The sequence below is a fragment of the Streptomyces olivochromogenes genome (genome assembly GCF_021538895.1).
In the GTDB taxonomy this organism is placed as follows: Bacteria; Actinomycetota; Actinomycetes; order Streptomycetales; family Streptomycetaceae; genus Streptomyces; species Streptomyces olivochromogenes_A.
Genome location: NZ_JADDRL010000146.1, coordinates 1 through 21,578, shown reverse-complemented (window position 1 = coordinate 21,578; position 21,578 = coordinate 1). Strand labels below are relative to the sequence as shown.

Below are 21,578 nucleotides of genomic sequence, written 5' to 3'. Positions count from 1 at the left end.
GGCTGACGGTGTCCGGCTTCGACTTCGAGACGGCGGCGCGCATCGAGGCGGACGCACAGACGGCCGCGCCCGGCCGGGTGCTGGTCCTCGGGCGCAGGCTGCTGGACATCTGCCGGGTGCTGCCGGAGGGGCCGGTGAGCTGCGTTCTGGAGGGGACCCGGTTCACGGTGGAGGCGGGCGGGACGGAGTTCGGGCTGTCGACGCTGCCGCTGGACGAGTACCCCGCGCTTCCGGCGGCGCCCGCCGCGTACGGCGCCGTGGACGCGGCCGGATTCGCCACCGCCGTCGGACAGGTCGCCGTGGCCGCCGGCCGGGACGACACGCTGCCGGTGCTGACGGGCGTCCAACTGCGCCTGGAGGGCGAGGAGATGACCGTATCGGCGTCGGACCGCTACCGGTATGCCGTACGCCGGCTGCCGTGGAAGCCGGAAGCGGGGGCGGGCGAGAGCGCGGGTGCGGGCGAGGTGGCGGTTCAGACGCTGCTGCCCGCGCGACGGCTGCTCGACGTGGCGCGGTCGCTGGCCCGGTGCGGGAACGTACGGATCGGCCTGGACCCGTCGGCCGCGGCCGGTGGCGGGCCGGTCGGCTTCGAGGGCGGGCGGATGCGGTCGCTGATACGGCGGCTGGACGGCCGGCTGCCGGGCTACGGCTCGCTGTTCGAGCTGACGGGGGCCGCGGTCGCCGAGGTGGACTGCGGGGCGCTGGCGGAGGCGGTGCGCCGGGTGTCGGTGGTGGCCGAGGCGAACAGTCCGGTACGGCTGGACTTCTCGGCCGGGGACGGATCGCTGCGGGTGCGGGCCGGGTACGGGGACGACGTGGCGGCGCAGCGGCTGCCGGCGGGACTGACGGGGGCCGAGGCGGTGACCGTGGCGTTCAATCCAACGTATCTGCTGGACGCGCTGAACTCGTTCGAGGGGCCGGGGCTGCGGATGGAACTGCTGGGGGCGGGGCAGCGGGCGCTGCTGAGCTCGGTCGCAGAGGCGTCCGGAGGGGACGCGGGGTCCGGTGCCGCTCACCGGCATCTGCTCATGTCCGTGAAGCAACTGGTCTGAGACCCACGCCGACCTGGCCCTTTGTGGACTCCGGGGGCCATTGTCAGTGGGCTGCGGTAGCTTCCGAAGTGCTGGAGCGCGAAGGCGCGTCACAGGAACGGCCACAGGGGTGGGTGGACGATGGGCAACACCGCGACGACGACGGACCTGGACCTCGCACTGGAGAAGCACCGGACCGAGCTGACCGGGTACTGCTACCGCATGCTGGGTTCCTCCTTCGAGGCCGAGGACGCGGTGCAGGACACCCTGGTCCGGGCCTGGCGGAGCTACGACAAGTTCGAGGGCCGCTCCAGCCTCCGCTCCTGGCTGTACCGGATCGCGACGAACGTCTGCCTGGACATGCTGACCGCGGGCAACAAGCGGGCGCGGCCGGTGGACCTGTCGGATTCGACCCCGCTCGCCCAGGCCGCCCTCTCGCCCCGCCCGGACAACACCTGGCTGGAGCCGGTGCCGGACGCCCGGGTGCTGCCCACGGTCGACGACCCGGCGGAGGCGGCCGTCGCCAAGGAGTCGATCCGCCTCGCCTTCATGGCGGCCCTGCAGCAGCTGCCGCCCAAGCAGCGGGCGGTGCTGATCCTGCGCGAGGTGCTGGCGTGGAAGGCGAGCGAGGTCGCCGAGCTGCTGGGCACGTCGGTCGCCTCGGTCAACAGCGCCTTGCAGCGGGCGCGGGCGACGCTGGCCGAGCGCGAGGACAAGGGCGCTCGGGCGACGGTCTCCGACCCGCTGGACGAGGACCAGCAGAAGCTGCTCGACCGCTATGTGGCGGCCTTCGAGGGGTACGACATGACGGCGCTGACGGCGTTGCTGCACGAGGACGCCGTCATGACGATGCCGCCGTTCGACCTGTGGCTGACCGGCCACGACGACATCACGGGCTTCATGACGACCCTGGGCGCCGCCTGCGCCGGCTCCCGTCTGCTGCCGGTCCAGGTCAACGGCCTGCCGGGCTTCGCCCAGTACAAGCCGGACCCGGAGGCCGGCGGATACACCCCCTGGTCCGTGCAGGTCCTGGAGATCTCAGACGGCCGGCTGACCGGGTTCCACTTCTTCCTCGACACGCAGCGGTGGTTCCCGCTGTTCGGGCTCCCCCTCCATCTCGAAGCGGAGACCGACGAGATCGAGGAGGGCAGGTAGCGCCGGGTCGGGATCCCGCAGCCGTATCCGGCCCCCGGCCCGCCGGGCGGCCAGCTCCAGCCGGGCGAGCAGATCGACGACCCCCAGCCCGGGCGGCCCGAGCCCACCCACGTCACACACGACGACCCCACCTCCGGCCGCCTCCAACAGCGCCCGCACGTCCTCACACAGCCCACTCACCTCACCCTTGGCGACGGGGCCGGTCAGCACGAGTACGGCGGGTGTCTTGGCGTCCACGTGCTGTAGACCGGGCGGGCGGGGCTAACTCATCGGCCGCTGTCCTTACTTGGCCGGGAACAGACCCGCGTCCAGGGTGAAGCCAATGGGCCGGGGCAGGTCGACTGCGGCGCCGAACCCGCAGGCATGAAGGACTCGGTAGACCCCGCCCTTGGGTTCGCCGTACAGCACCACCGTCGGCCCGCCGGGTGCCAGGCGGTCGACCAAGAGGTACAGGGGAACACCGGCGTCGGCGTAGCCGGCCACCTTGGTTGTGCGATCGGTCTCCGCCGTCCTCGCCGAGGTGACCTCGACGACCAGCTCTGCCGCGTCGGCAGGAGCAAGGCAGTCGTCCCCGCGCCGCAGCACCTCCTCCGGCACCACGGCAAGGTCGGGAACATAGAGCTCATGCCGCGAGGAGACCGCCAGGGCCAACCGCTGGTAGACGCCCCACGAGTCGGGGATCGCCCCGATGAGGTGCCGCGCCATCGGTTCCACGAGCCTGTGGTGGGAAACGGCGGAATAGGGCGCCACAGTGATGCGTCCCTTGACGATCTCCACCTTGCAGCCCTTGGGAACGTCGGTCTGCTTCCAGACCCAGACGAGTTCTTCCCACTCGTTGTCCGTCAGGAGACAGTCGCCGTCGAACGAATCCATGAGCTGATCAACATGCCGAACGGGACCGGCGAGGTTCCACCGATCCCGTTCACCCGAAAGGGAAATCGCCTGGTCAGGCGATACGTTCCAGCACCACCGGGGTCGTGGAGAACTCCGTGCCGGGGGCCGCGATGTCGTGCGAACCCTCGATCGCCTGGAGCGCGTAGTCGAAGCGCTCGGGGGTGTCGGTGTGGAGGGTCAGGAGGGGCTGGCCCTCGGTGACCGTGTCGCCGGGCCTGGCGTGGAGTTCGACGCCGGCGCCCGCCTGCACCGGGTCCTCCTTGCGGGCGCGGCCCGCGCCCAGGCGCCAGGCGGCGATACCGATGTCGTAGGCGTCGAGGCGGGTCAGCACGCCGGAGGCGCCCGCCTTCACCACATGCTGCTCCTTCGAGGTGGGCAGCGGGGCGTCCGGGTCGCCGCCCTGGGCCGCGATCATCCGGCGCCAGACGTCCATCGCCGAGCCGTCGGCCAGGGCCTTCGCCGGGTCCGCGTCCTTCACGCCGGCCGCGTCGAGCATCTCGCGGGCGAGCGCGATCGTCAGCTCGACCACGTCCGCCGGGCCGCCGCCCGCCAGGACCTCGACCGACTCGCGGACCTCCAGGGCGTTGCCCGCCGTGAGGCCGAGCGGGGTGGACATGTCGGTGAGGAGCGCGACCGTCTTCACGCCGTGGTCGGTGCCCAGGCCCACCATGGTGGAGGCGAGCTCACGCGCGTCCTCGATCGTCTTCATGAAGGCGCCGGTGCCCACCTTCACGTCCAGGACCAGGGAGCCGGTGCCCTCGGCGATCTTCTTCGACATGATCGAGGAGGCGATCAGCGGGATCGCCTCGACCGTGCCGGTGACGTCCCGCAGGGCGTACAGCTTCTTGTCGGCGGGCGCGAGGCCGTCGCCGGCCGCGCAGATGACCGCGCCCGTGGTGTCGAGGACGTGCAGCATCTCCTCGTTGGAGAGCAGCGCGCGCCAGCCGGGGATCGACTCCAGCTTGTCCAGCGTGCCGCCGGTGTGGCCGAGGCCGCGGCCCGACAGCTGCGGGACGGCCGCGCCACAGGCCGCCACGAGGGGCGCCAGCGGCAGCGTGATCTTGTCGCCGACGCCGCCCGTGGAGTGCTTGTCGGCGGTCGGGCGGGACAGGGACGAGAAGTCCATGCGCTCGCCGGACGCGATCATCGCGGCGGTCCAGCGGGCGATCTCACGGCGGTTCATGCCGTTGAGCAGGATGGCCATCGCGAGCGACGACATCTGCTCGTCGGCGACCACGCCGCGCGTGTACGCGTCGATGACCCAGTCGATCTGCTCGTCGCCGAGCTCACCCCGGTCCCGCTTGGTGCGGATGACGGAGATGGCGTCCATGGCCATGGTGTGCGTTCCTTCCGGGAGGTGCGAAGCACGCGGCCCCTCCGATCGGATCTGCTCGGAGGGGCCGCGGTGGAGTTACTTGCTGAGATGGTCCGGGCCGAAGGCCTGCGGGAGCATCTCGGAGAGCGGCAGGACGCCCGCCGGGGTGTCCACGAGGAGGTCGGGGCCGCCGAACTCGTACAGCAGCTGCCGGCAGCGCCCGCACGGCACGAGCAGACCGCCCGTGCCGTCCACACAGGTGAAGTGGGTCAGGCGGCCGCCGCCCGTGCGCACGAGCTCGGACACCAGCCCGCACTCGGCGCACAGGCTGATGCCGTACGAGGCGTTCTCGACGTTGCAGCCGGTGACGGTGCGCCCGTCGTCGACCAGGGCCGCGACGCCGACCGAGAAGCCGGAGTACGGGGCGTAGGCGTGGGACATGGCCTCCCGCGCCTCGGCACGCAGCGCCTCCCAGTCGAAGTCCGCGGCCGAGGTCACTTGCCCTGTCCCTTCCGGTACGGCATGCCGTCCGCCTTCGGCATCCGCAGGCTCTGCGCGGACAGCGAGAGGACGAGCAGGGTGACGATGTACGGGGTCGCCGTGACGAGCTGGCGCGGGACCTCGTTCGTGGTGGCGTACCAGACGAACATCAGGGCCGAGATCACAACGGTGACAACGGCCGGGACGACCTTCTTCTTCCAGGCCAGGTACGCCGCCCCGAACACCAGCAGGATCGCGAGGAGCAGGATCAGCGCGTGGACGTTCACCGTGCCGCCGCGCAGGTTGAGGCTGTCGGTGTAGCCGAACAGGCCCGCTCCCAGGGCGAGGCCGCCCGGCATCCAGTTGCCGAAGATCATCGCGGCGAGACCGATGTAGCCGCGGCCGGCCGTCTGGCCGTCCAGGTACACGTTCGAGGCCACGATGGACAGGAACGCGCCGCCCAGGCCCGCGAAGGCACCCGAGACGATCACCGCGATGTACTTGTACTTGTAGACGTTGACGCCGAGGGACTCGGCCGCCACCGGGTTCTCACCGCAGGAGCGCAGCCGCAGACCGAAGGACGTGCGCCACAGCACCCACCAGGTGACCGGGACGAGCGCGACCGCGATGACGGTGAGCGGCGACAGGTCGGTGACCAGACCGCCGACCAGGCCGGCGAGGTCCGAGATCACGAACCAGTGCTTCTGGTTCAGGGTGATCAGCCAGTCCGACAGGCCCGGGATGTCGAAGGTGCCCAGCGAGTCGATCGGCGGGGACTGCTTGGAGGAGCCCTGCGGGGCGTTCTCGAAGGTGAACTTCGACAGGTAGCGGGTGACGCCCAGCGCCAGGATGTTGATCGCCACACCGGAGACGATGTGGTTGACGTTGAAGGTCACGGTGGCGATGGCGTGCAGCACGGCGCCCAGGGCACCGCCGACGATACCGAGGACGACACCGGCCCACGGGCCCCACTGGTAGCCGGCCCAGGCGCCGAACCAGGTGCCGAGGATCATCATGCCTTCGAGGCCGATGTTGACGACACCGGAGCGCTCGGACCACAGGCCGCCCAGGCCCGCGAGGCCGATCGGCACGGCCAGGCGCAGCGCGGTGGACATCTGGCCGGTCGAGGTGATGCCGTCGGCGCCGGTGATGAGCCGGACGGCGGAGGTCAGGACCAGTACGCCCGCGATGATCAGCAGGAGTACGGGAAGCGACATACGGCGGCTGCCCCTGCCGGGCTGCTTCGCCTGAGGCTTGGCGACGGTCACGGTGCTCATCAGGCAGCCACCTCCTTGTTGGTGTTCCGAGCGGCGGCGGCCAGCTCGGCGCCGACCCGGCTCTGCTGGCGACGCAGACCCCACTGGCGGACGAACTCGTACGAGATGACGACCGCGAAGACGATCAGGCCCTGCATGATCGTGGCGATCTCCTTCGGGTACGCCTCCGGGGTCGCGTAGTCGAGGGCGGGCGAGGCCTTGTCGAGGAAGGCCCACAGGAGGGCGGCGAAGGCGATTCCGCCGGGGTTGTTGCGGCCGAGCAGGGCGATGCCGATGGCGGTGAAGCCGAGGCCGGCCGGGAAGCTCAGGCTGTAGGTGTGGCTGTCGCCGAGCAGCAGCGGCAGGCCGGCCAGACCGGCGATCGCGCCCGAGAGCAGCATGGCGACCAGCACCATGCGCTTGGCGCTGACGCCGGAGGCCGCGGCGGCGGTCTCGGAGGCGCCGGTGGCGCGCAGGTCGAAGCCGAAGCGGGTGCGGTTGAGGACCACCCAGTAGCCGACGCCCAGCAGGACCGCGAGGAAGACCAGGCCGTAGATCTCGCCGACGTCGGAGCCCAGGTTGATGCCCGGGATCCAGCCGGACTCCTTCATGACACCGGTCGTCATGTTGTTGCCGACCTGCACGCCCCACACGTTGGCGAGGGTGACGTAGCCGATGACGCTGGTGGCGATGGCGTTCAGCATGATCGTCGCGACGACCTCGCTGACGCCGCGGGTGATCTTCAGGACACCGGCGATGCCGGCCCAGAAGGCGCCGGTGCACATGGCGACCAGCAGGAGCAGCGGGACCTGCAGGAAGCTCGGCAGGGCGATGTGCGCACCGACCACGGCGGTCATCACCGCGGCGAGGCGGTACTGGCCGTCGACGCCGATGTTGAACAGGTTCATCCGGAAGCCGAGGGCGACACCGATGGCGGCGATGTAGTACAGGGACGCCTGGTTGATGATCAGGACCTGGATGTCCGAGTACGGCAGCTGCTGCAGCATCAGCGTGTACGGCTCGATCGGGTTCTTGCCCGAGGCGAGCAGGACGATCGAGGTCAGCGCGATCGCCAGGACGAGCGCGATGACCGGGCCGGCCACCGCGAGGAGCACGCGCTCCTTGTCGAACTTCTTCATCGGGCCTCGTCCTCCGGACCGGCGTCGTCGTCGGTGGTCTCTACGTGTTCCAGGTGGCCGGACGCGGCGCCCGTCATGGCCGAGCCCAGCTCCTCCGGGGTGATCGTGGCGGGGTCGGCATCGGCGACCAGCCTGCCGTTGTAGATCACGCGCAGGGTGTCCGACAGGCCGATCAGCTCGTCCAGGTCGGCGGAGATCAGCAGCACGGCCAGACCCTCGCGGCGGGCCTCCCGGATGCGGTCCCAGATCTGCGCCTGGGCGCCCACATCCACACCGCGGGTGGGGTGGGCGGCGATCAGGAACTTGGGGTTGTGGCTCATCTCGCGGCCGACGATCAGCTTCTGCTGGTTGCCGCCGGAGAGGGAGGCCGCGGTGACGTCGATGCCGGGGGTACGGACGTCGTACTCCTCGACGATCCGGCGCGTGTCGGCCTGGGCGCCCTTGGGGTCGAGCCAGAAGCCCTTGGCGTTGGGCTTCTCGGTGACGTGGCCGAGGATGCGGTTCTCCCAGAGCGGGGACTCCAGGAGCAGGCCCTGGCGGTGGCGGTCCTCGGGGATGTAGCCGACGCCGGACTCGCGGCGCCTGCGGGTGGCCCAGGGGGTGATGTCCTCGCCGAGGAAGTGCACGGTGCCGGAGTCGGCGTTCTTGGTGCCGATGAGGGCATCGATCAGCTCGGTCTGGCCGTTGCCCTCGACACCGGCGATGCCCATGACCTCGCCGGCGTGGATGGTGAAGGAGACGTCGTCGAGGACGCGCTTGACCTCACCGCGGTTGACCTCGTCCATCAGGTACGAGGCGGACGACTCACCGAGCGTGACCATGCCCGAGGTGTAGACGGTCAGGTTCCTGACCTCCAGCACGGCCCGGTCGGTCACCGTCGACTCGGCGGTCTCGGGGGTGGGCAGCTCGCTGCCGACCATCATCTCGGCGAGCTGACGCGAGGTGATCTGGGAGGGGATCGCCGTGCCGACCGTCGTGCCGCGGCGGATGACGGTGATGTCGTCGGCCACGGAGAGCACCTCGCCCAGCTTGTGCGAGATGAAGATGACGGAGAGGCCCTCGGACTTGAGCTCGCGCAGGTTGTCGAAGAGCGCGTCGACCTCCTGCGGGACCAGGACGGCGGTCGGCTCGTCGAGGATCAGGGTCTTGGCGCCGCGGAAGAGGACCTTGAGGATCTCGACGCGCTGGCGGTCGGCGACGCCGAGGTCCTCGACGAGCACGTCCGGGCGGACGCCCAGGCCGTAGCGGTCGGAGATCTCCTTGATCTTCTTGCGGGCGCCGCCGCCGATGCCGTACAGCTTCTCGCTGCCCAGCACCACGTTCTCCAGGACGGTCAGGTTGTCGGCCAGCATGAAGTGCTGGTGGACCATGCCGATGCCGCGGGAGATGGCGTCGGCCGGGGAAGAGAAGCTGACCTGCTGTCCATCGATCACGATGGTGCCCTCGTCCGGCTTCTGCATGCCGTAGAGGATCTTCATCAGGGTCGACTTGCCGGCGCCGTTCTCGCCGACCAGGGCGTGCACGGTGCCCTTGCGGACGGTCAGGTGGATGTCGTGGTTGGCGACGACTCCGGGGAATCGCTTGGTGATGCCCGCGAGCTCTACCGCGACGGTCGACGGAGCGGTGAGCGGAGGGCTGCTGGACGCGTCGATGGCGCACTCTCCTAGGGGAAAGGGGCCGCTCTACGCGCGTAGCGCCCCTGCTTTAAATAGTGCCCGGACCTGACCGATCTCGTTGCGCACTCGACTCGATCCGTTCCGAGCATTCTGCCGCGCGAACGGGGCACGGGAAGAATCCTCCCCGAGCCCCGTTCCGTGGCCGTAACGCTGCCATTGCAGCGCCCTTTTGGCCATGCCTACGACAGGCCTACGACGCTCCGGTCAGGAGGTCTTCACCACGATGCTGCCGTTCTTGATGCCCTCTTCGGCCTTCTTGATCGCGGCCTGGATGCCGGCGTTCTTCGCGAAGGCCGGGTTGGACTGGGAGATGCCCACGCCACCGGACTTGAGGTCGCCGCGGATCTCGCCGGAGAGCGGCTTCTTGTCGGCCACGGACTTGGTCAGGTCGTACACCGCGCCCTCGACGTTCTTGAGGGCCGAGGTCAGGATGGAGTCCTTGTACTTCGCCAGCGCGTCCTGCTTGTACTGGTCGGAGTCGACGCCGATCGCCCAGACCTTGTGCGCGGCGGCGGACTTGATCACGCCCTGGCCGGAGAGGCCGGCGGCGGCGTAGACGACGTCGGCACCGGCGTCGATCTGGCCGTCGGCGGCGTTCTCGCCCTTGTCGGGGCTGGAGAAGCCACCCTCCTGGGCGGTCGCGGTCAGGTACTGCGACTCGATCTTGATCTTCGGGTTGATCGACTTGGCGCCCTGCGCGAAGCCGGCCTCGAACTTGTGGATCAGCGGGATGTCCACGCCACCGATGAAGCCGATGTGGTTCTTCTTGGTGGCCTTGGCCGCGGCGACACCGGCGAGGTACGAGGACTGCTCCTCGTGGAAGACCATGTCGGCGACGTTCTTCGTCTCGATGGTGTTGTCGTCGATGATGCCGAAGGTGAGCTTCGGGTACTTGGCGGCGACCGTCTTCACGGCCGGCGCGTAGGAGTAGCCGACACCGATGATCGGGTTGTAGCCCTGCTTGGCCAGGGTCTCCAGGCGCTGCACCTTGTCGGCGTCGGACTCGCCGTCCTGCGGCTCGATGTCCCGGCCGCCCACGCCGAAGTCCTTCTGGGCCTTCTCGAAGCCGGCGTACGCGGCGTCGTTGAAGGACTGGTCGCCCTTGCCGCCGACGTCGTAGGCGAGGCCTATGCCCTTGGACTTGTTGTCCCCGCCCGTGGACGAGGTGGACGAGCTTCCGCAGGCGGAAACGGTGACGGCGAAGGCTGCGGTTGCAACACCAGCAACCGCGATACGGGACACCCGGCGCATGGAACGTGACTCCTTTGTGCAAGCGCCCAAACCAGGCGCTGGTTCCGCCGCAGCGTAACGCGCGTAGACCAGACGGAAAACCCCCAATGTCCGGTCCGTTATCTAGCTGTGGCCACTGTCACGGCGGCGGTGACGGACAGCAGTGCGCCCCTTGCGCAAGACAAGGGGCGCACTACCACGGTAAAGCCCTGGTGGCGGTGCGAACCGCCGTCAGACCTTGTGGATCACTGGGTGTTGACGGTGATCTTGCCGGCGATGATGTCCTGCTTGGCCTTGTCGACGGCGGAGACGACGTCGGTCAGCGCCTTGTACTTCGGGTTGGTGTCGGCGAAGCCCACACCGCCCGACTTGAGGTCGCCGCGCACCTCACCGTTGAGCGGCTTGCCCTCGTGGACCGACTTGGCGAGGTCGTAGACCGCGCCGCCCACGTTCTTCAGGGCCGAGCCGAGGATGTAGTCCTTGTACTGGGTGAGGGCGCTCTGCCCGTACTGGTCGGAGTCGACGCCGATCGCCCAGACCTTGTGCGTGGCGGCGGACTTGATCACGCCCTGGCCGGACAGACCGGCGGCGTGGTAGACGACGTCGGCGCCGGCCTCGATCTGGCCGTCCGCGGCGTTCTCGCCCTTGTCGGGGCTGGAGAAGCCACCCTCCTGGGCCGTCTGGGTCAGGTACTGCGACTCGATCTTGATCTTCGGGTTCACGGACTTGGCGCCCTGGTCGAACCCGGCCTCGAACTTGTGGATCAGCGGGATGTCCACGCCACCGATGAAGCCGATGTGGTTCTTCTTGGTGGCCTTGGCCGCGGCGACACCGGCGAGGTAGGAGGACTGCTCCTCGTGGAAGACCATGTCGGCGACGTTCTTCGCCTGGATGGTGTTGTCGTCGATGATGCCGAAGGTGATCTTCGGGTACTTGGCGGCGACCGTCTTCACGGCCGGCGCGTAGGAGTAGCCGACACCGATGATCGGGTTGTAGCCGGCCTTGGCGAGCGTCTCCAGGCGCTGCACCTTGTCGGCGTCGGACTCGCCGTCCTGCGGCTCGATGTCCCGGCCGCCCATCTTGAACTCGGTCTCGGCCTTCTTGAATCCCGCGTACGCGGCGTCGTTGAAGGACTGGTCGCCCTTGCCGCCGATGTCGTACGCCAGGCCGATGCCCTTGCCCGAGTACTTCCCGTCCTTGGACTCGGTGGACGAAGAGTCCGTGCTGGACTTGCCGCATCCGGCGGCCGCGAGGGCGACGACCGCGACGGTCACCGCAGCTTGGGAGAACCTGGTCCTTCGAGAGATCAAACGCACAGCAAGCACCCTTCATCCCCACGGCACCGTCGCCGGCCCGCTTCCGCAATGTGCCGCCAGTGGTGGCGATTTCGGCGCACAGTAACGCGCGTAGAAGCCCGGGGGAACGGGGTTTCTCCTGGCCGTTATCGTTTCGTGCCGCCCACGGGACACACGGGCGCGCCAACGGTTACATCAGGGTGACACAAGGGGACGAAAAGGTGCCAAACGGGCACCCTTCCTCCCCCTCGGTCCTTCCCGCTCCGGACTACCCCGCCGCGTCGAGCAGGGCGGCGGCCGTGAACAGCTCCACCCCGACCCTGATGGCACGCTCGTCGGCGTCGAAATCGCCCTGGTGCAGATCGCGCGCCGTGCGCTCGCCGGGCACCCGCACACCGAGCCGGGCCAGGGCCCCGGGCACGTGCTCCAGGTACCAGGAGAAGTCCTCCCCGCCCAGGCTCTGCTCGGTGGTCTCGATGGAGTCCGCCCCGCGCCGCGCGACCATGGCGTCCCGCAGCAGTTCGGTCACGACGGGGTCGTTGACCACGGGCGGGACACCGCGCACATAGGTGATCTCCGACTTGGCCCGGTGCATGGTGGCGACCTCGTCGATGGCGGCGTGCACGATGTCGGGCGCCTGCCGCCAGGCCTCGATGTCCAGGCAGCGCACGGTCCCGGAGAGCTCGGCGTGCTGCGGGATCACGTTCGGCGCGTGCCCCGACTCGATCCGTCCCCAGGTCACGGCGAGCCCGCTGCGGCTGTCGACGCGGCGGGCGACGAGCGCGGGCACGTCGGTGACGACGCGGGCCGCGGCGGTGACCAGGTCCGTGGTCAGATGCGGGCGGGCGGTGTGACCGCCGGGCCCGTCGAGCGCGATCTCCAGCCGGTCGCAGGCGCTGGTGACGGCTCCCGGGCGCAGCCCGATCCGCCCGGCGTCCACCCGGGGATCGCAGTGCACGGCGATGATCCGCCGGACCCCGTCCAGCGCCCCGCACTCGATGACCTCGGCGGCGCCGCCGGGCAGCACCTCCTCGGCGGGCTGGAAGATCAGCCGCACGGGACGCGGCAGCAGCCCCTGGCCGTGCAGCTCGGCCAGGACGAGCCCGGCCCCCAGCACCACGGCCGTGTGCACGTCGTGCCCGCAGGCGTGGGCCCGGTCGGGGACCGTCGACCGGTAGGCGCACTCGCTCTTGGTGTCCGGGATGGGCAGGGCGTCGATGTCGGCCCGCAGGGCGAGCACGCCGTCCGCGCCGCCGCCCTCCTCCCCCATGCCGATGTCGCAGACGAGCCCGGTTCCGACGGTGAGGACGCGGGGCTTGAGCCCGGCCTTCTCCAGCCGCGCCTTGATCGCGGCGGTCGTGCGGAACTCCTGGTTGCCGAGCTCGGGGTGCATGTGCAAGTCACGCCGGAACGTGACGAGTTCGCCGAACAGCGACTCGCTCAGCGCACCGGGGAGCACGGCGTCCCCTGGAACATCGGCCTCGGTCTCTCGGGACATCAATTGGTTCACCCTCTGAAGGGTAGGACGCCCGGACGGTCAACTGACCCTCGATCAACAAAAGTTCAACCCGTTAGGGGAAGAAAATCTGACCGCCCGGCGCATGGCTGTCGTCTCAGATGGGTAAACTCGCCCGACTTCAGGCCAAGCGGATCATGGAATCCCCGGACCACGGCCGCTCACCGCGCCCCGGCACCCTTCCGTTCCTCTCCTCAACGGATACCACGCCCCGCCGGAACACCGCTCGACCAGTCCATCCACCGATACCGCCGCGCGGCCGTCGCGGCCCCGGTAACGTCCGGCAGCGTGAGTGACCCCAGCCGCGTTCCCGCCGCGGACTTCATACAGGCCACCCGTTCCTCCTACGACGCCATCGCCAGGGAGTACACCGACCGGCACCCCGACAGCGTCGCCGACAGCCCCCTGGACCTGGCGCTGATCAGCGCCTTCGCCGAGCTGGTGAAGGGGGCCTCCGGCGCCCCGGTCGCCGATGTCGGCAGCGGTCCGGGCCATGTCACCGCCCGTCTGAGCGACCTCGGCGTCCCCGCCTTCGGTGTCGACGTCTCCCCGCGCATGACCGCCCTGGCCCGCGCGGCGCACCCCGGGCTCCGCTTCCACGTGGGCTCGATGACCTCGCTGGACCTTCCGGACGAGACGCTGGGCGGCGTCCTCGCCCTCTACTCGATCATCCACGTCCCGGACGAGCACCTGCCGGCCGCTTTCGCGGAGTTCCACCGCACGCTGGTCCCCGGCGGGTACGTCCTGCTGGGCTTCCAGTCGGGTGACACCGACGGCCATCTGCGCCTCACCGAGCGCTTCGGCAGGGCGATCGGGCTCGACTACTACTGGCGCAGCCCGGACACCGTCGCCGGGCTGCTCACCAAGGCGGGCCTGCCGCCGTACGCACGCACCGTGCGCGAGCCGCTCGCCGAGGAGTCGCGCCCACGGGCCTTCGTGCTGGCCCGCAAGGCCGCCGACTGACGGCGGCCTCGCGCCGGCCCGATCCAAACGAAAGACCCTAGATCGCGCTGACCGCCGCCAGGCGGTGCACGTCCCGCGCCGTTCCCGTCACTCCCGACAGGAAGCCCTGGGCGCGGGGCGACGCGTTCTCGGTAAGCCAGGCGGGGTCGATGTCGCACACCGCGACGCGCACGCCGGTGCCGACGAGCGCCAGGGGCAGCGTGTGCACGACCGTCGAGGGGAAGCTGAGGATCGTCCGGCCGATCGGCCCCCGCCGTGCGATCAGCTCCAGCGGCAGGTCCGGGCGTACGATCTCCAGCCCCGTCACCGCCGCGAGCCGGTGCAGCTTCTCGGCGCTCTCCCGGCGGTGGGCGAAGTACCTCGTGGCCCCGTGGGCCTTGGCCAGGGTCCGGACGGCCTCCAGATAGCGGTCGCCGTCCACGACTCCGGTCTCGACCAGGGACGTGCCGACCATGTCCGAGCCCTTGGTGATGCGCGGCGGGCCGAAGCGGGCCCGGGTCCAGGAGAAGTCGTTGGCCGTGACCGTCACGCCCTGCGGGGTGTCCTCCATCGGCATGGAGGAGAAGACCTCCACCCGGCGGCCGTCCCGGGGCGTCAGCCGCCGGCGGGCCGAGGACGAGACCGGGGCGAACAGCAGGTCGCGCGCGCCGGGGCGGCCGCCCTTGCGGTGCCAGCGCACCAGGCGCTCACCGCGGGCGAGCTGGGCGACGAACTCCATCGTCGCCGTGCCGTCGTCGACGACCACCAGGTCCCTGGCGCGGGTGATCGTCAGCAGCAGCTGTACGTAGCGGGAGAACGGGTCTCCCATGACGATGCGATCGGCGCGCCGCAGCGCGCCGGCGAGTCCGCCGATGGTGTGGAAGGGCGCGGTCGTTCCGCCGCGCGCCTCCTCCCAGCGGACCCGGTACCCCTCGTCCCGGGCCAGGTCCACCATACGGCGCAGCTGGCCCCGGGTCATGGGGTCGGTCGGGGACAGCACCACGACGGTGAGCTCCCCGACCGCCGACGGCGCAGCGCCGGTGGTGCTGCGCCGTGCCTGGGACGGCACGGACGCCAATGGCCCCCCGCCGGGCTCCCCGGCCGCCCCTTGCAGGGCATGGACATGCGCCCACTCCAGCACATTGAGCAGCTGTACCGGGCTCTCCACGAAGGCGAGCGTGCGGGGGGTGCCGGTGTTCCCGGCGCGGGGGCTCATCGACGTACGACCGTCCCGTCGTAAGGCAATCGAATCCGAACTGGAATTCGGTCTCACACCGCGACCGGCTCGCCGGCCGCGGCCGCGATCTCGGCCTCGGCGACGACACCGGCGACACGGCGCAGCTTCTTCATCGGGCCCATCTCGGAGTCGTAGACCTTCTTGACGCCGTCACCGAGGGAGGCCTCGATGGTGCGGATGTCGCGGACGAGGCGCACGAGGCCCTGCGGCTCCACGGAGGCGGCCTGGTCGGAGCCCCACATGGCGCGGTCGAGGGTGATGTGACGCTCGACGAAGGTGGCGCCGAGGGCGACCGCCGCGAGGGTGGTCTGCAGGCCCGTCTCGTGGCCGGAGTAACCGATCGGAACGTTCGGGAACTCCTTCTCCAGCGTGTTGATCACGCGGAGGTTCAGCTCCTCGGCCTTCGCCGGGTAGGTGGAGGTGGCGTGGCACATGAGGATGTTGTCGCTGCCCAGGACCTCGACCGCGTGGCGGATCTGCTTTGGGCTCGACATGCCCGTGGAGAGGATGATCGCGCGGCCGGTGGCGCGCAGCGCCTTCAGCAGCTCGTCGTCCGTGAGGGAGGCGGAGGCGACCTTGTGGGCCGGGACGTCGAACTTCTCCAGGAAGGCGACGGCCTCGGTGTCCCACGGGGACGCGAACCAGGCGATGCCCTTCTCCTTGCAGTACTCGTCGATCTGACGGTACTCGTCCTCACCGAACTCCACGCGGTGGCGGTAGTCGATGTAGGTCATCCGGCCCCAGGGGGTGTCGCGCTCGATGTCCCACTGGTCGCGCGGGGTGCAGATCTCGGGGGTGCGCTTCTGGAACTTGACGGCGTCGCAACCGGCCTCGGCGGCCACGTCGATCAGCTTGAAGGCGTTCTCCAGCTCACCGTTGTGGTTGATGCCGATCTCGCCGCAGACGTAGACGGGCTTGCCCGGGCCGACCTCACGGGTGCCGAACGTGCGCAGACGGGAGTTGGTGCTCATGGCAGAGGATGTCCTTACTTGGTGAGGGAATCGAGAGAGGGGCCGAGGATCCAGCTGGCGATCTCTCGGATGGCGCCGTCACCGCCGGGTACGGTGGTGACCGCGCGTGCGGCGCCGCGTACGACGTCGTGGGCGCTCGCGACCGCCACGGGCCAGCCCACGAGGGCGAAGCACGGGAGGTCATTGACGTCGTTGCCGACGTAGAGCACGCGCTCGGGCGCGATGCCCTGCTCCTCGCACCACTGCTTCAGTGCGAGGTCCTTGCGGTCGATGCCGTGCAGGACCGGAAGCTTCAGCTTCCGGGCCCGGGCGGCGACGACCGGGTTCTGCTCCGAGGACAGGATCAGCATCTTCAGGCCGCTCTTGCGCAGCGCCGCGATGCCCAGTCCGTCCCCGCGGTGCACGGAGACGAACTCCTTTCCATCGGCGTCGATCAGCACCCGGTCGTCGGTCTGGGTGCCGTCGAAGTCCAGTACGACCGCGTCGATGTCGTCGGCGGTCGGGAGCGCGCCGGGCCGTTCCGCGTCGAAGAGCGGGGCCAGGGCCCGGGCGCGGGCCAGGTCGTGCGGGTCGTCGATCTCCAGCACGCGTGCCGGGTCGGTGCGGACCAGCTCGGTGTGGCCGAAGAAGCGGTGCCGGTGCTCGCGGAAGCCACGGGCGTCCATCGCGTACGCGGCGCCGGTCTCCAGCAGGTCCTGGGGACGGTCCTGGCGGCGCGGGCGGAAGGACTTGTCGTGGTTGACGCCGTAACCGCCCTCGGTGTCGGTGGAGTTGGCGACCTTGACCCGGCCACCCACCTCGTCGGCGCGGGACGGCTCGACCGCCACCGGGTCGTCGCCCGCGTCCCGCCAGATGAAGCCGTGGAAGGGGGCGACGGTCACCGCGGTGTCGGCGCCGTTCTCGACGACCGCGCCGGCCACCCCGTCGATGTCCTCGCGGATGATGAAGGGGCTGGTGCACTGCACGAGCAGGACCACGTCGACCGGGGCGCCGTGCAGCGCCTCGTGGGCGTCCATGGCGTGCAGGACGGCGGCCTCGGAGGTGGCGGTGTCGCCGGCGATGGCGGCGGGGCGCAGCACGACCTCGGCGCCGGCCTGGCGGGCCGCGGTGGCGATGGCCTGGTCGTCGGTGGAGACCACGACGTCGGTGACGAGCCGCGAGGCCCGGCACTCGCGCACGGCGCGGGCGACCAGCGGCACACCGCCGACCGGCGCGAGGTTCTTCGCGGGCACGCCCTTGGAACCGCCGCGCGCGGGGATCACCGCGAGGACGCGGCGCTCCGCGGCGCCGTGGCCCGCTTCGGGGTGGGACATGGGCTCTACTCCTTGGGCCCCCTGGGCGGGGACATGGGCTCCTCTGGAAGGCACTCGCTCTCCTCGGGCAGGGTTCGGGTCGCTCACGGCCGACCGGGCGGCCGCGTCGGGGACGCTCACAGCTCTCCCATCCGCCGGATGACCGGGGCCACGCGCTGGACGCCGTGGCGGTAGGCGCCGCGCGCCGCCCTGCGCACGATCTGGCGGACCGGACCGGGCGCCTTGTCGGCGGCGGGTGCGCCGGGCAGCGGGGTGCCGTCGGGACCGAGGTGGTGGCGGGCGAGGATCCCGGGCAGATAGCCGGGCGCGGTCTCGGTCGTGTAGTAGGGGGTGAGGGGCACCAGCCCCTCGGGCCGGGCCAGCAGCTCGGCGATGCGCTCGCGGCCGGCGTCGAAGGCCGTGGCGTACGACTCTCCGCCGGCGGCGACGCCCTGCCGGGACACCCACTCCTCGTCCGGCACCGGGCGGTGCCCGGCGTCGAGCTGGTCCCAGGAGGCGAGGCAGCCGGAGCCGACGAAGTGGTGGTTGCCGAGCATCTCGCGGATGCCCAGGTCGGTGAGGACCACCGTCGGGATCCGGCGGTGCAGCGCCTCCAGCGCGGCCGTGGAGCTGACCGTGACGAGCAGGTCGGTGCGGTCCAGGACCTCACCCATGTGCCCGTACACCAGCTTGAAGTTGGCGGGCAGGTCGGTGCCCTGCGCCAGCTTCTGGTACGGCAGTTCCTCGATGTGCGTGGTGTGCTCGCCGGGCTTGGAGCGCAGCTTGAGCAGCACCTCGCGCTCGGGGTGCTTGCGGGCGTGCTGGATCAGCCGGTTCAGCAGGTACGTACGGTCCTTGCGGCTCTCCGGCACGGACGGCTGGGCCGCGAACACGACGGTGTAGGGCTCGTGTTCACCCTCGTAGGGCGCACCGCCGAGGAACGGCAGGGCGACCTCGGTCACCGCCGAGGCGTCGGCGCCCACTCCCTCGTATACGGCGCGGAAACGCTCCGCGTCCTGGCGGGAGTTGGCGAGGACGAGGTCCGCACCGTGCCGCAGCAGCAGTCCGTCGGCGAGCTTCTCGTAGACGACGCCGACGTAGCCGGTGACGACGACGGGACGCTCGGCCGAGCCGTCCCAGACGCGCCGCAGGCCGTGCAGCATCGCCTGGACGCCGCCGCCGACGAGGGAGAGGACGAGAATGTCGTACGACTCCTCGCCCATGGCACGCAGGAACTCGACGGCGGTCACCTCGCGGAGGGAGTCCGCGGGGACGCCGACTTCCTTCAGCTGGCGGGCGGTCGGGGTGGCACGGCCCCGCAGGAGGTAGCCGTCGAGGCGGATGTCCGAATCGGCCGGAATGAGGCGCTTCGCGGTGAGCGCTCCCCATTTCCACCGAGTGTCGGAATCCGCGAGTACGGCGACCCGCAGGGACTTCGTTGCACTTACTGGCACGTCGAAGACGCTAGGAAGGCATTCCTAGGATCCGCCCAACCCAAACACAACAAACGGTTAACAGCACATCGACGAATGGCGAATCAGGCCGGGAAGGCACGCCGAAATAGCCCGGTTCACAGCTTCGCCACGTGCAGTTCACCTGACATCAAGCCACCGGTCAGAACGAATGACGGGCCGCCCTCTAACGTCACCGGGGTGGTGAAGCTCTCCGTCATCGTGCCCTTCTACAACGTCCAGCAATACGCGCCCGACACGCTGAAGAGCCTGCGTGCGAACGTGCGTGAGGACTTCGAATTCATTCTCGTCGACGACTGCTCTCGGGACGGTACTCCGGACATTCTCGAACGCGCGGAGCGGGAGTTGCCCGGCGCCGTACTGGTCAGACACGAGGAGAACGGAGGGCTGGCCACCGCGCGCAACACCGGCATCGACCGGGCACGCGGCGAATACCTGACGTTCCTGGACGGGGACGACTGGCTCGCCCCGGACTACCTCCCCAAGCTGGTCACGGCCATCGAGGAACTGGGCTGCGACTTCGTCCGCACCGATCATGTGCAGTGCACGGCCCGGGCGCGCGCCATCCACCGGGTGCCGCACGGCCGCCGGGACGTCGTGATGAATCCGCGGGAGGCCATCCTGCCCGCGGACCGGACCACCTCCGTGGACTACGCGTACGCCTGGGCCGGGGTCTACCACCGCCGGCTGATCGACCGGGGGCTGCTGCACTTCACCCACGGGCTGCGCACCGCCGAGGACCGGCCGTGGATCTGGAAGCTGCACCGGGAGGCGGACTCCTTCGCCGCGGTGAGTCTGCTCGGCGTGTACTACCGCCGCGGTGTCGCCACGTCCCTCACCCAGATCGGTGACGTACGACAGCTCGATTTCATTCGCGCGTTCGACCAGGTAATCGAGGAAACGGCGCAGGATCCCGAGGCCGATAAACTGCTGCCGAAAGCAGTGCGCACATATTGCGCGATCATGGCCCATCACCTCGGATCGATCGAGAGGTTCGAACCCGCCGTGGCTCGAAAATTGCGTTCCATGACCTCAGCCGCCCTGAAACGACTGCCGCAGGACGTACTGGCCGAGGTGATGGACTCGATGGACCCGCAGCGGGCGAGCCTGCTGCGGCGGCTCAAGCGCAGGCCGGCGACCGCCCGGACGGTGGCCGCCTGATGCCACGCACGACCCACATCTTCTGCGCGTCGACCCTGTACGGAGCCGCGACCCTGGCCGCGGCCCTCGACGCCGGAATGTTCGAGCCGGCCGACCGACGGCTGCTGCTCATCACGAACAACGCGGCCAACCCCGAGACCACCGTGTCCGTGGACCGGATGCCGGGCTTCGAGCGGTTGCGCGAGCGGTTCGACGGGGTGCTGTCCTGGAACGAGACCATCGCCCCGTTCCACCCGGGCGGCTGGAGCCCGCGCGCCGACGACATCCCGATGTGGGAGCGGTACGTACGGCTGCTGTGGGGACTGGGCGACGACCACATCCGGCTGGCCGTGGAATCCGTGCAGGTCAACCCGTCGCTCGCGCTGTGCCAGCTGTTCACCGGCGCTCCCGTCGACGTCTACGCCGACGGCCTCATAAGCTATGGCCCCACCCGCGACAAGATCGACCCGCTGGTCGGCACCCGCATCGGGCGCCTGCTGCACCTCGATCTGGTCCCCGGGCTGACCCCGCTGCTGCTCACCGAGTTCGGCGTGCGGCCGGAGCTGGTGCCGACGGAGGTGTTCCTCAAGGTGCTGGAGGAGCTCGCCGACGGGGAGGCCGCACTGCCCGGCACCGGCGACACCCGGCCGGCCCTGCTGCTCGGCCAGTACCTCTCGGCGCTCGGCATCCTCAGCGACGCCGAGGAGGAGGAGCTGCACCTGGGCATGGTGCGCGGCGCCGTCGCGCTCGGCCACCGCCGGCTGGTCTTCAAGCCGCACCCGGTCGCCCCGGCCCGCTGGTCGCGGCTGCTGGAGGACGAGGCGAGCCGGCTCGGCGCCGAGCTCACCCTGCTGGACCACCCGGTGCTCGCCGAGGTGGCGTTCCAGCGGATGCGGCCCGCCCTGGTCGTCGGCTGTTTCTCCACCGCCCTGCTCACCGCGGCCGGGCTGTACGACCTGCCCGTCGCCCGCATCGGCACCGACACCGTGCTGGCCCGCCTCACGCCGTACCAGAACAGCAACCGCGTGCCGGTCACCATCGCCGACGCCCTGCTGCCCGAACTGGGCGACCGCAAGGCGGTCACGGACTGGGCGATGCCGACGCCGGAGCGGGTGGACGAGCTGTCCGCACTGCTCAAGGCGGTCGGCTTCGCGATGCAGCCGAAGATCTACCCGGGCCTGCGCCCGGACGCCGAGCGCTACCTCTCCCGGCAGCTGAACCCGCACACCTGGCGGTACTTCAAGCGCCGCCGCCTCACCTCGCTGGCCCTGCCCGGTGCGGTGCCCGCGCAGCTGTCGTTCATCCCGCGCAACGCCACGGTGCGCCGCCTCGCCCGGCGGGCCCGGGCGCTCAGGCAGAGCGCCAAGCGCTGATCCCGACGTCCGCCACGACGCCCCCGAGCCCCAACGGGCCGGGGGCGTCGCGCTGTCCGGCATCGCGTACATCACACGGATGGAGGAGGCTTCCGGGGGTAGGCGTTCGACACCTCGCGCCCCCACGTCAGCGAGGCTCCCCATCACCCCGCAGAAAGTCCCGG

At 70.3% G+C, this 21,578-nt stretch carries 19 protein-coding genes; 5 read left to right on the top strand and 14 right to left on the bottom strand.

What is annotated here, in order from left to right; translation table 11 throughout:
* Together dnaN and IPZ69_RS41520 are read left to right on the top strand one after the other, a co-directional pair.
* Positions 1 to 1,052, top strand: a 1,052-nt coding sequence (dnaN, locus tag IPZ69_RS41525; RefSeq protein WP_235459942.1) for a DNA polymerase III subunit beta, incomplete at its 5' end; no start/stop codon positions are given.
* 120 nt (positions 1,053 to 1,172) lie between these two features.
* Complete coding sequence (locus IPZ69_RS41520; protein ID WP_235459941.1) at positions 1,173 to 2,186, top strand: sigma-70 family RNA polymerase sigma factor; 1,014 nt, start codon at positions 1,173 to 1,175, stop codon at positions 2,184 to 2,186.
* On the opposite strand, the gene IPZ69_RS41515 is transcribed toward IPZ69_RS41520, so the two are convergent.
* The 10 genes from IPZ69_RS41515 to IPZ69_RS41470 all read right to left on the bottom strand — a co-directional run bounded on the left by IPZ69_RS41515 (position 2,070) and on the right by IPZ69_RS41470 (position 12,969).
* The gene (locus IPZ69_RS41515) at positions 2,070 to 2,423 is read right to left on the bottom strand and encodes an STAS domain-containing protein (RefSeq protein WP_235459940.1); all 354 of its coding nucleotides are present in this window, start codon (positions 2,421 to 2,423) and stop codon (positions 2,070 to 2,072) included. The two genes, IPZ69_RS41520 and IPZ69_RS41515, sit on opposite strands and share 117 nt — an antisense overlap.
* Positions 2,424 to 2,468: 45 nt before the next feature.
* Complete coding sequence (locus IPZ69_RS41510; RefSeq protein ID WP_235459939.1) at positions 2,469 to 3,059, bottom strand: Uma2 family endonuclease; 591 nt, start codon at positions 3,057 to 3,059, stop codon at positions 2,469 to 2,471.
* Positions 3,060 to 3,132: 73 nt separating this feature from the next.
* Positions 3,133 to 4,416, bottom strand: a complete 1,284-nt coding sequence (locus tag IPZ69_RS41505; RefSeq protein WP_235459938.1) for a thymidine phosphorylase — start codon at positions 4,414 to 4,416, stop codon at positions 3,133 to 3,135.
* A 75-nt stretch (positions 4,417 to 4,491) separates the two neighbouring features.
* Entirely contained in the window at positions 4,492 to 4,893 is a 402-nt protein-coding gene (locus IPZ69_RS41500) for a cytidine deaminase (protein WP_308407596.1), read from the bottom strand.
* Complete coding sequence (locus IPZ69_RS41495) at positions 4,890 to 6,152, bottom strand: ABC transporter permease (RefSeq protein WP_235459937.1); 1,263 nt, start codon at positions 6,150 to 6,152, stop codon at positions 4,890 to 4,892. Before IPZ69_RS41495 ends, IPZ69_RS41500 begins: the two co-directional genes overlap by 4 nt.
* Complete coding sequence (locus IPZ69_RS41490; RefSeq protein ID WP_235459936.1) at positions 6,152 to 7,270, bottom strand: ABC transporter permease; 1,119 nt, start codon at positions 7,268 to 7,270, stop codon at positions 6,152 to 6,154. The genes IPZ69_RS41495 and IPZ69_RS41490 overlap by 1 nt, the downstream gene beginning before the upstream one ends.
* On the bottom strand, positions 7,267 to 8,922 hold the full coding sequence (locus IPZ69_RS41485; RefSeq protein WP_235459943.1) for an ABC transporter ATP-binding protein: 1,656 nt from the start codon (positions 8,920 to 8,922) through the stop codon (positions 7,267 to 7,269). Before IPZ69_RS41485 ends, IPZ69_RS41490 begins: the two co-directional genes overlap by 4 nt.
* 228 nt (positions 8,923 to 9,150) lie before the next feature.
* The gene (locus IPZ69_RS41480) at positions 9,151 to 10,197 is read right to left on the bottom strand and encodes a BMP family lipoprotein (RefSeq protein ID WP_235459935.1); all 1,047 of its coding nucleotides are present in this window, start codon (positions 10,195 to 10,197) and stop codon (positions 9,151 to 9,153) included.
* 224 nt (positions 10,198 to 10,421) lie between these two features.
* Positions 10,422 to 11,450 carry a BMP family lipoprotein gene (locus IPZ69_RS41475; protein WP_235459934.1) on the bottom strand — a complete coding sequence of 343 codons (1,029 nt, stop codon included), beginning with the start codon at positions 11,448 to 11,450 and terminating at the stop codon, positions 10,422 to 10,424.
* A gap of 289 nt (positions 11,451 to 11,739) precedes the next feature.
* On the bottom strand, positions 11,740 to 12,969 hold the full coding sequence (locus IPZ69_RS41470) for an amidohydrolase (protein ID WP_235459933.1): 1,230 nt from the start codon (positions 12,967 to 12,969) through the stop codon (positions 11,740 to 11,742).
* A 306-nt stretch (positions 12,970 to 13,275) separates the two neighbouring features.
* Between IPZ69_RS41470 and IPZ69_RS41465 the strand changes: the two genes are divergently transcribed.
* Positions 13,276 to 13,950: a class I SAM-dependent DNA methyltransferase gene (locus tag IPZ69_RS41465; protein ID WP_235459932.1), complete on the top strand. Its 675-nt coding sequence runs from the start codon at positions 13,276 to 13,278 to the stop codon at positions 13,948 to 13,950.
* 37 nt (positions 13,951 to 13,987) lie between these two features.
* On the opposite strand, the gene IPZ69_RS41460 is transcribed toward IPZ69_RS41465, so the two are convergent.
* From IPZ69_RS41460 to IPZ69_RS41445, 4 genes are all read right to left on the bottom strand, one after another.
* Positions 13,988 to 15,145 carry a hypothetical protein gene (locus tag IPZ69_RS41460; RefSeq protein ID WP_235459931.1) on the bottom strand — a complete coding sequence of 386 codons (1,158 nt, stop codon included), beginning with the start codon at positions 15,143 to 15,145 and terminating at the stop codon, positions 13,988 to 13,990.
* A gap of 53 nt (positions 15,146 to 15,198) precedes the next feature.
* Positions 15,199 to 16,137 carry an N-acetylneuraminate synthase family protein gene (locus IPZ69_RS41455; protein ID WP_235459930.1) on the bottom strand — a complete coding sequence of 313 codons (939 nt, stop codon included), beginning with the start codon at positions 16,135 to 16,137 and terminating at the stop codon, positions 15,199 to 15,201.
* Positions 16,138 to 16,151: 14 nt separating this feature from the next.
* Complete coding sequence (locus IPZ69_RS41450; RefSeq protein WP_235459929.1) at positions 16,152 to 17,450, bottom strand: N-acylneuraminate cytidylyltransferase; 1,299 nt, start codon at positions 17,448 to 17,450, stop codon at positions 16,152 to 16,154.
* A gap of 116 nt (positions 17,451 to 17,566) precedes the next feature.
* The gene (locus IPZ69_RS41445; RefSeq protein ID WP_235459928.1) at positions 17,567 to 18,883 is read right to left on the bottom strand and encodes a DUF6716 putative glycosyltransferase; all 1,317 of its coding nucleotides are present in this window, start codon (positions 18,881 to 18,883) and stop codon (positions 17,567 to 17,569) included.
* Positions 18,884 to 19,081: 198 nt separating this feature from the next.
* Here IPZ69_RS41445 and IPZ69_RS41440 point away from each other — a divergent pair, with 198 nt between their 5' ends.
* Both IPZ69_RS41440 and IPZ69_RS41435 read left to right on the top strand, forming a co-directional pair.
* Positions 19,082 to 20,062, top strand: a complete 981-nt coding sequence (locus IPZ69_RS41440; protein ID WP_235459927.1) for a glycosyltransferase family 2 protein — start codon at positions 19,082 to 19,084, stop codon at positions 20,060 to 20,062.
* Entirely contained in the window at positions 20,062 to 21,414 is a 1,353-nt protein-coding gene (locus IPZ69_RS41435; RefSeq protein ID WP_235459926.1) for an alpha-2,8-polysialyltransferase family protein, read from the top strand. The genes IPZ69_RS41440 and IPZ69_RS41435 overlap by 1 nt, the downstream gene beginning before the upstream one ends.
* Positions 21,415 to 21,578 lie beyond the last annotated feature (164 nt).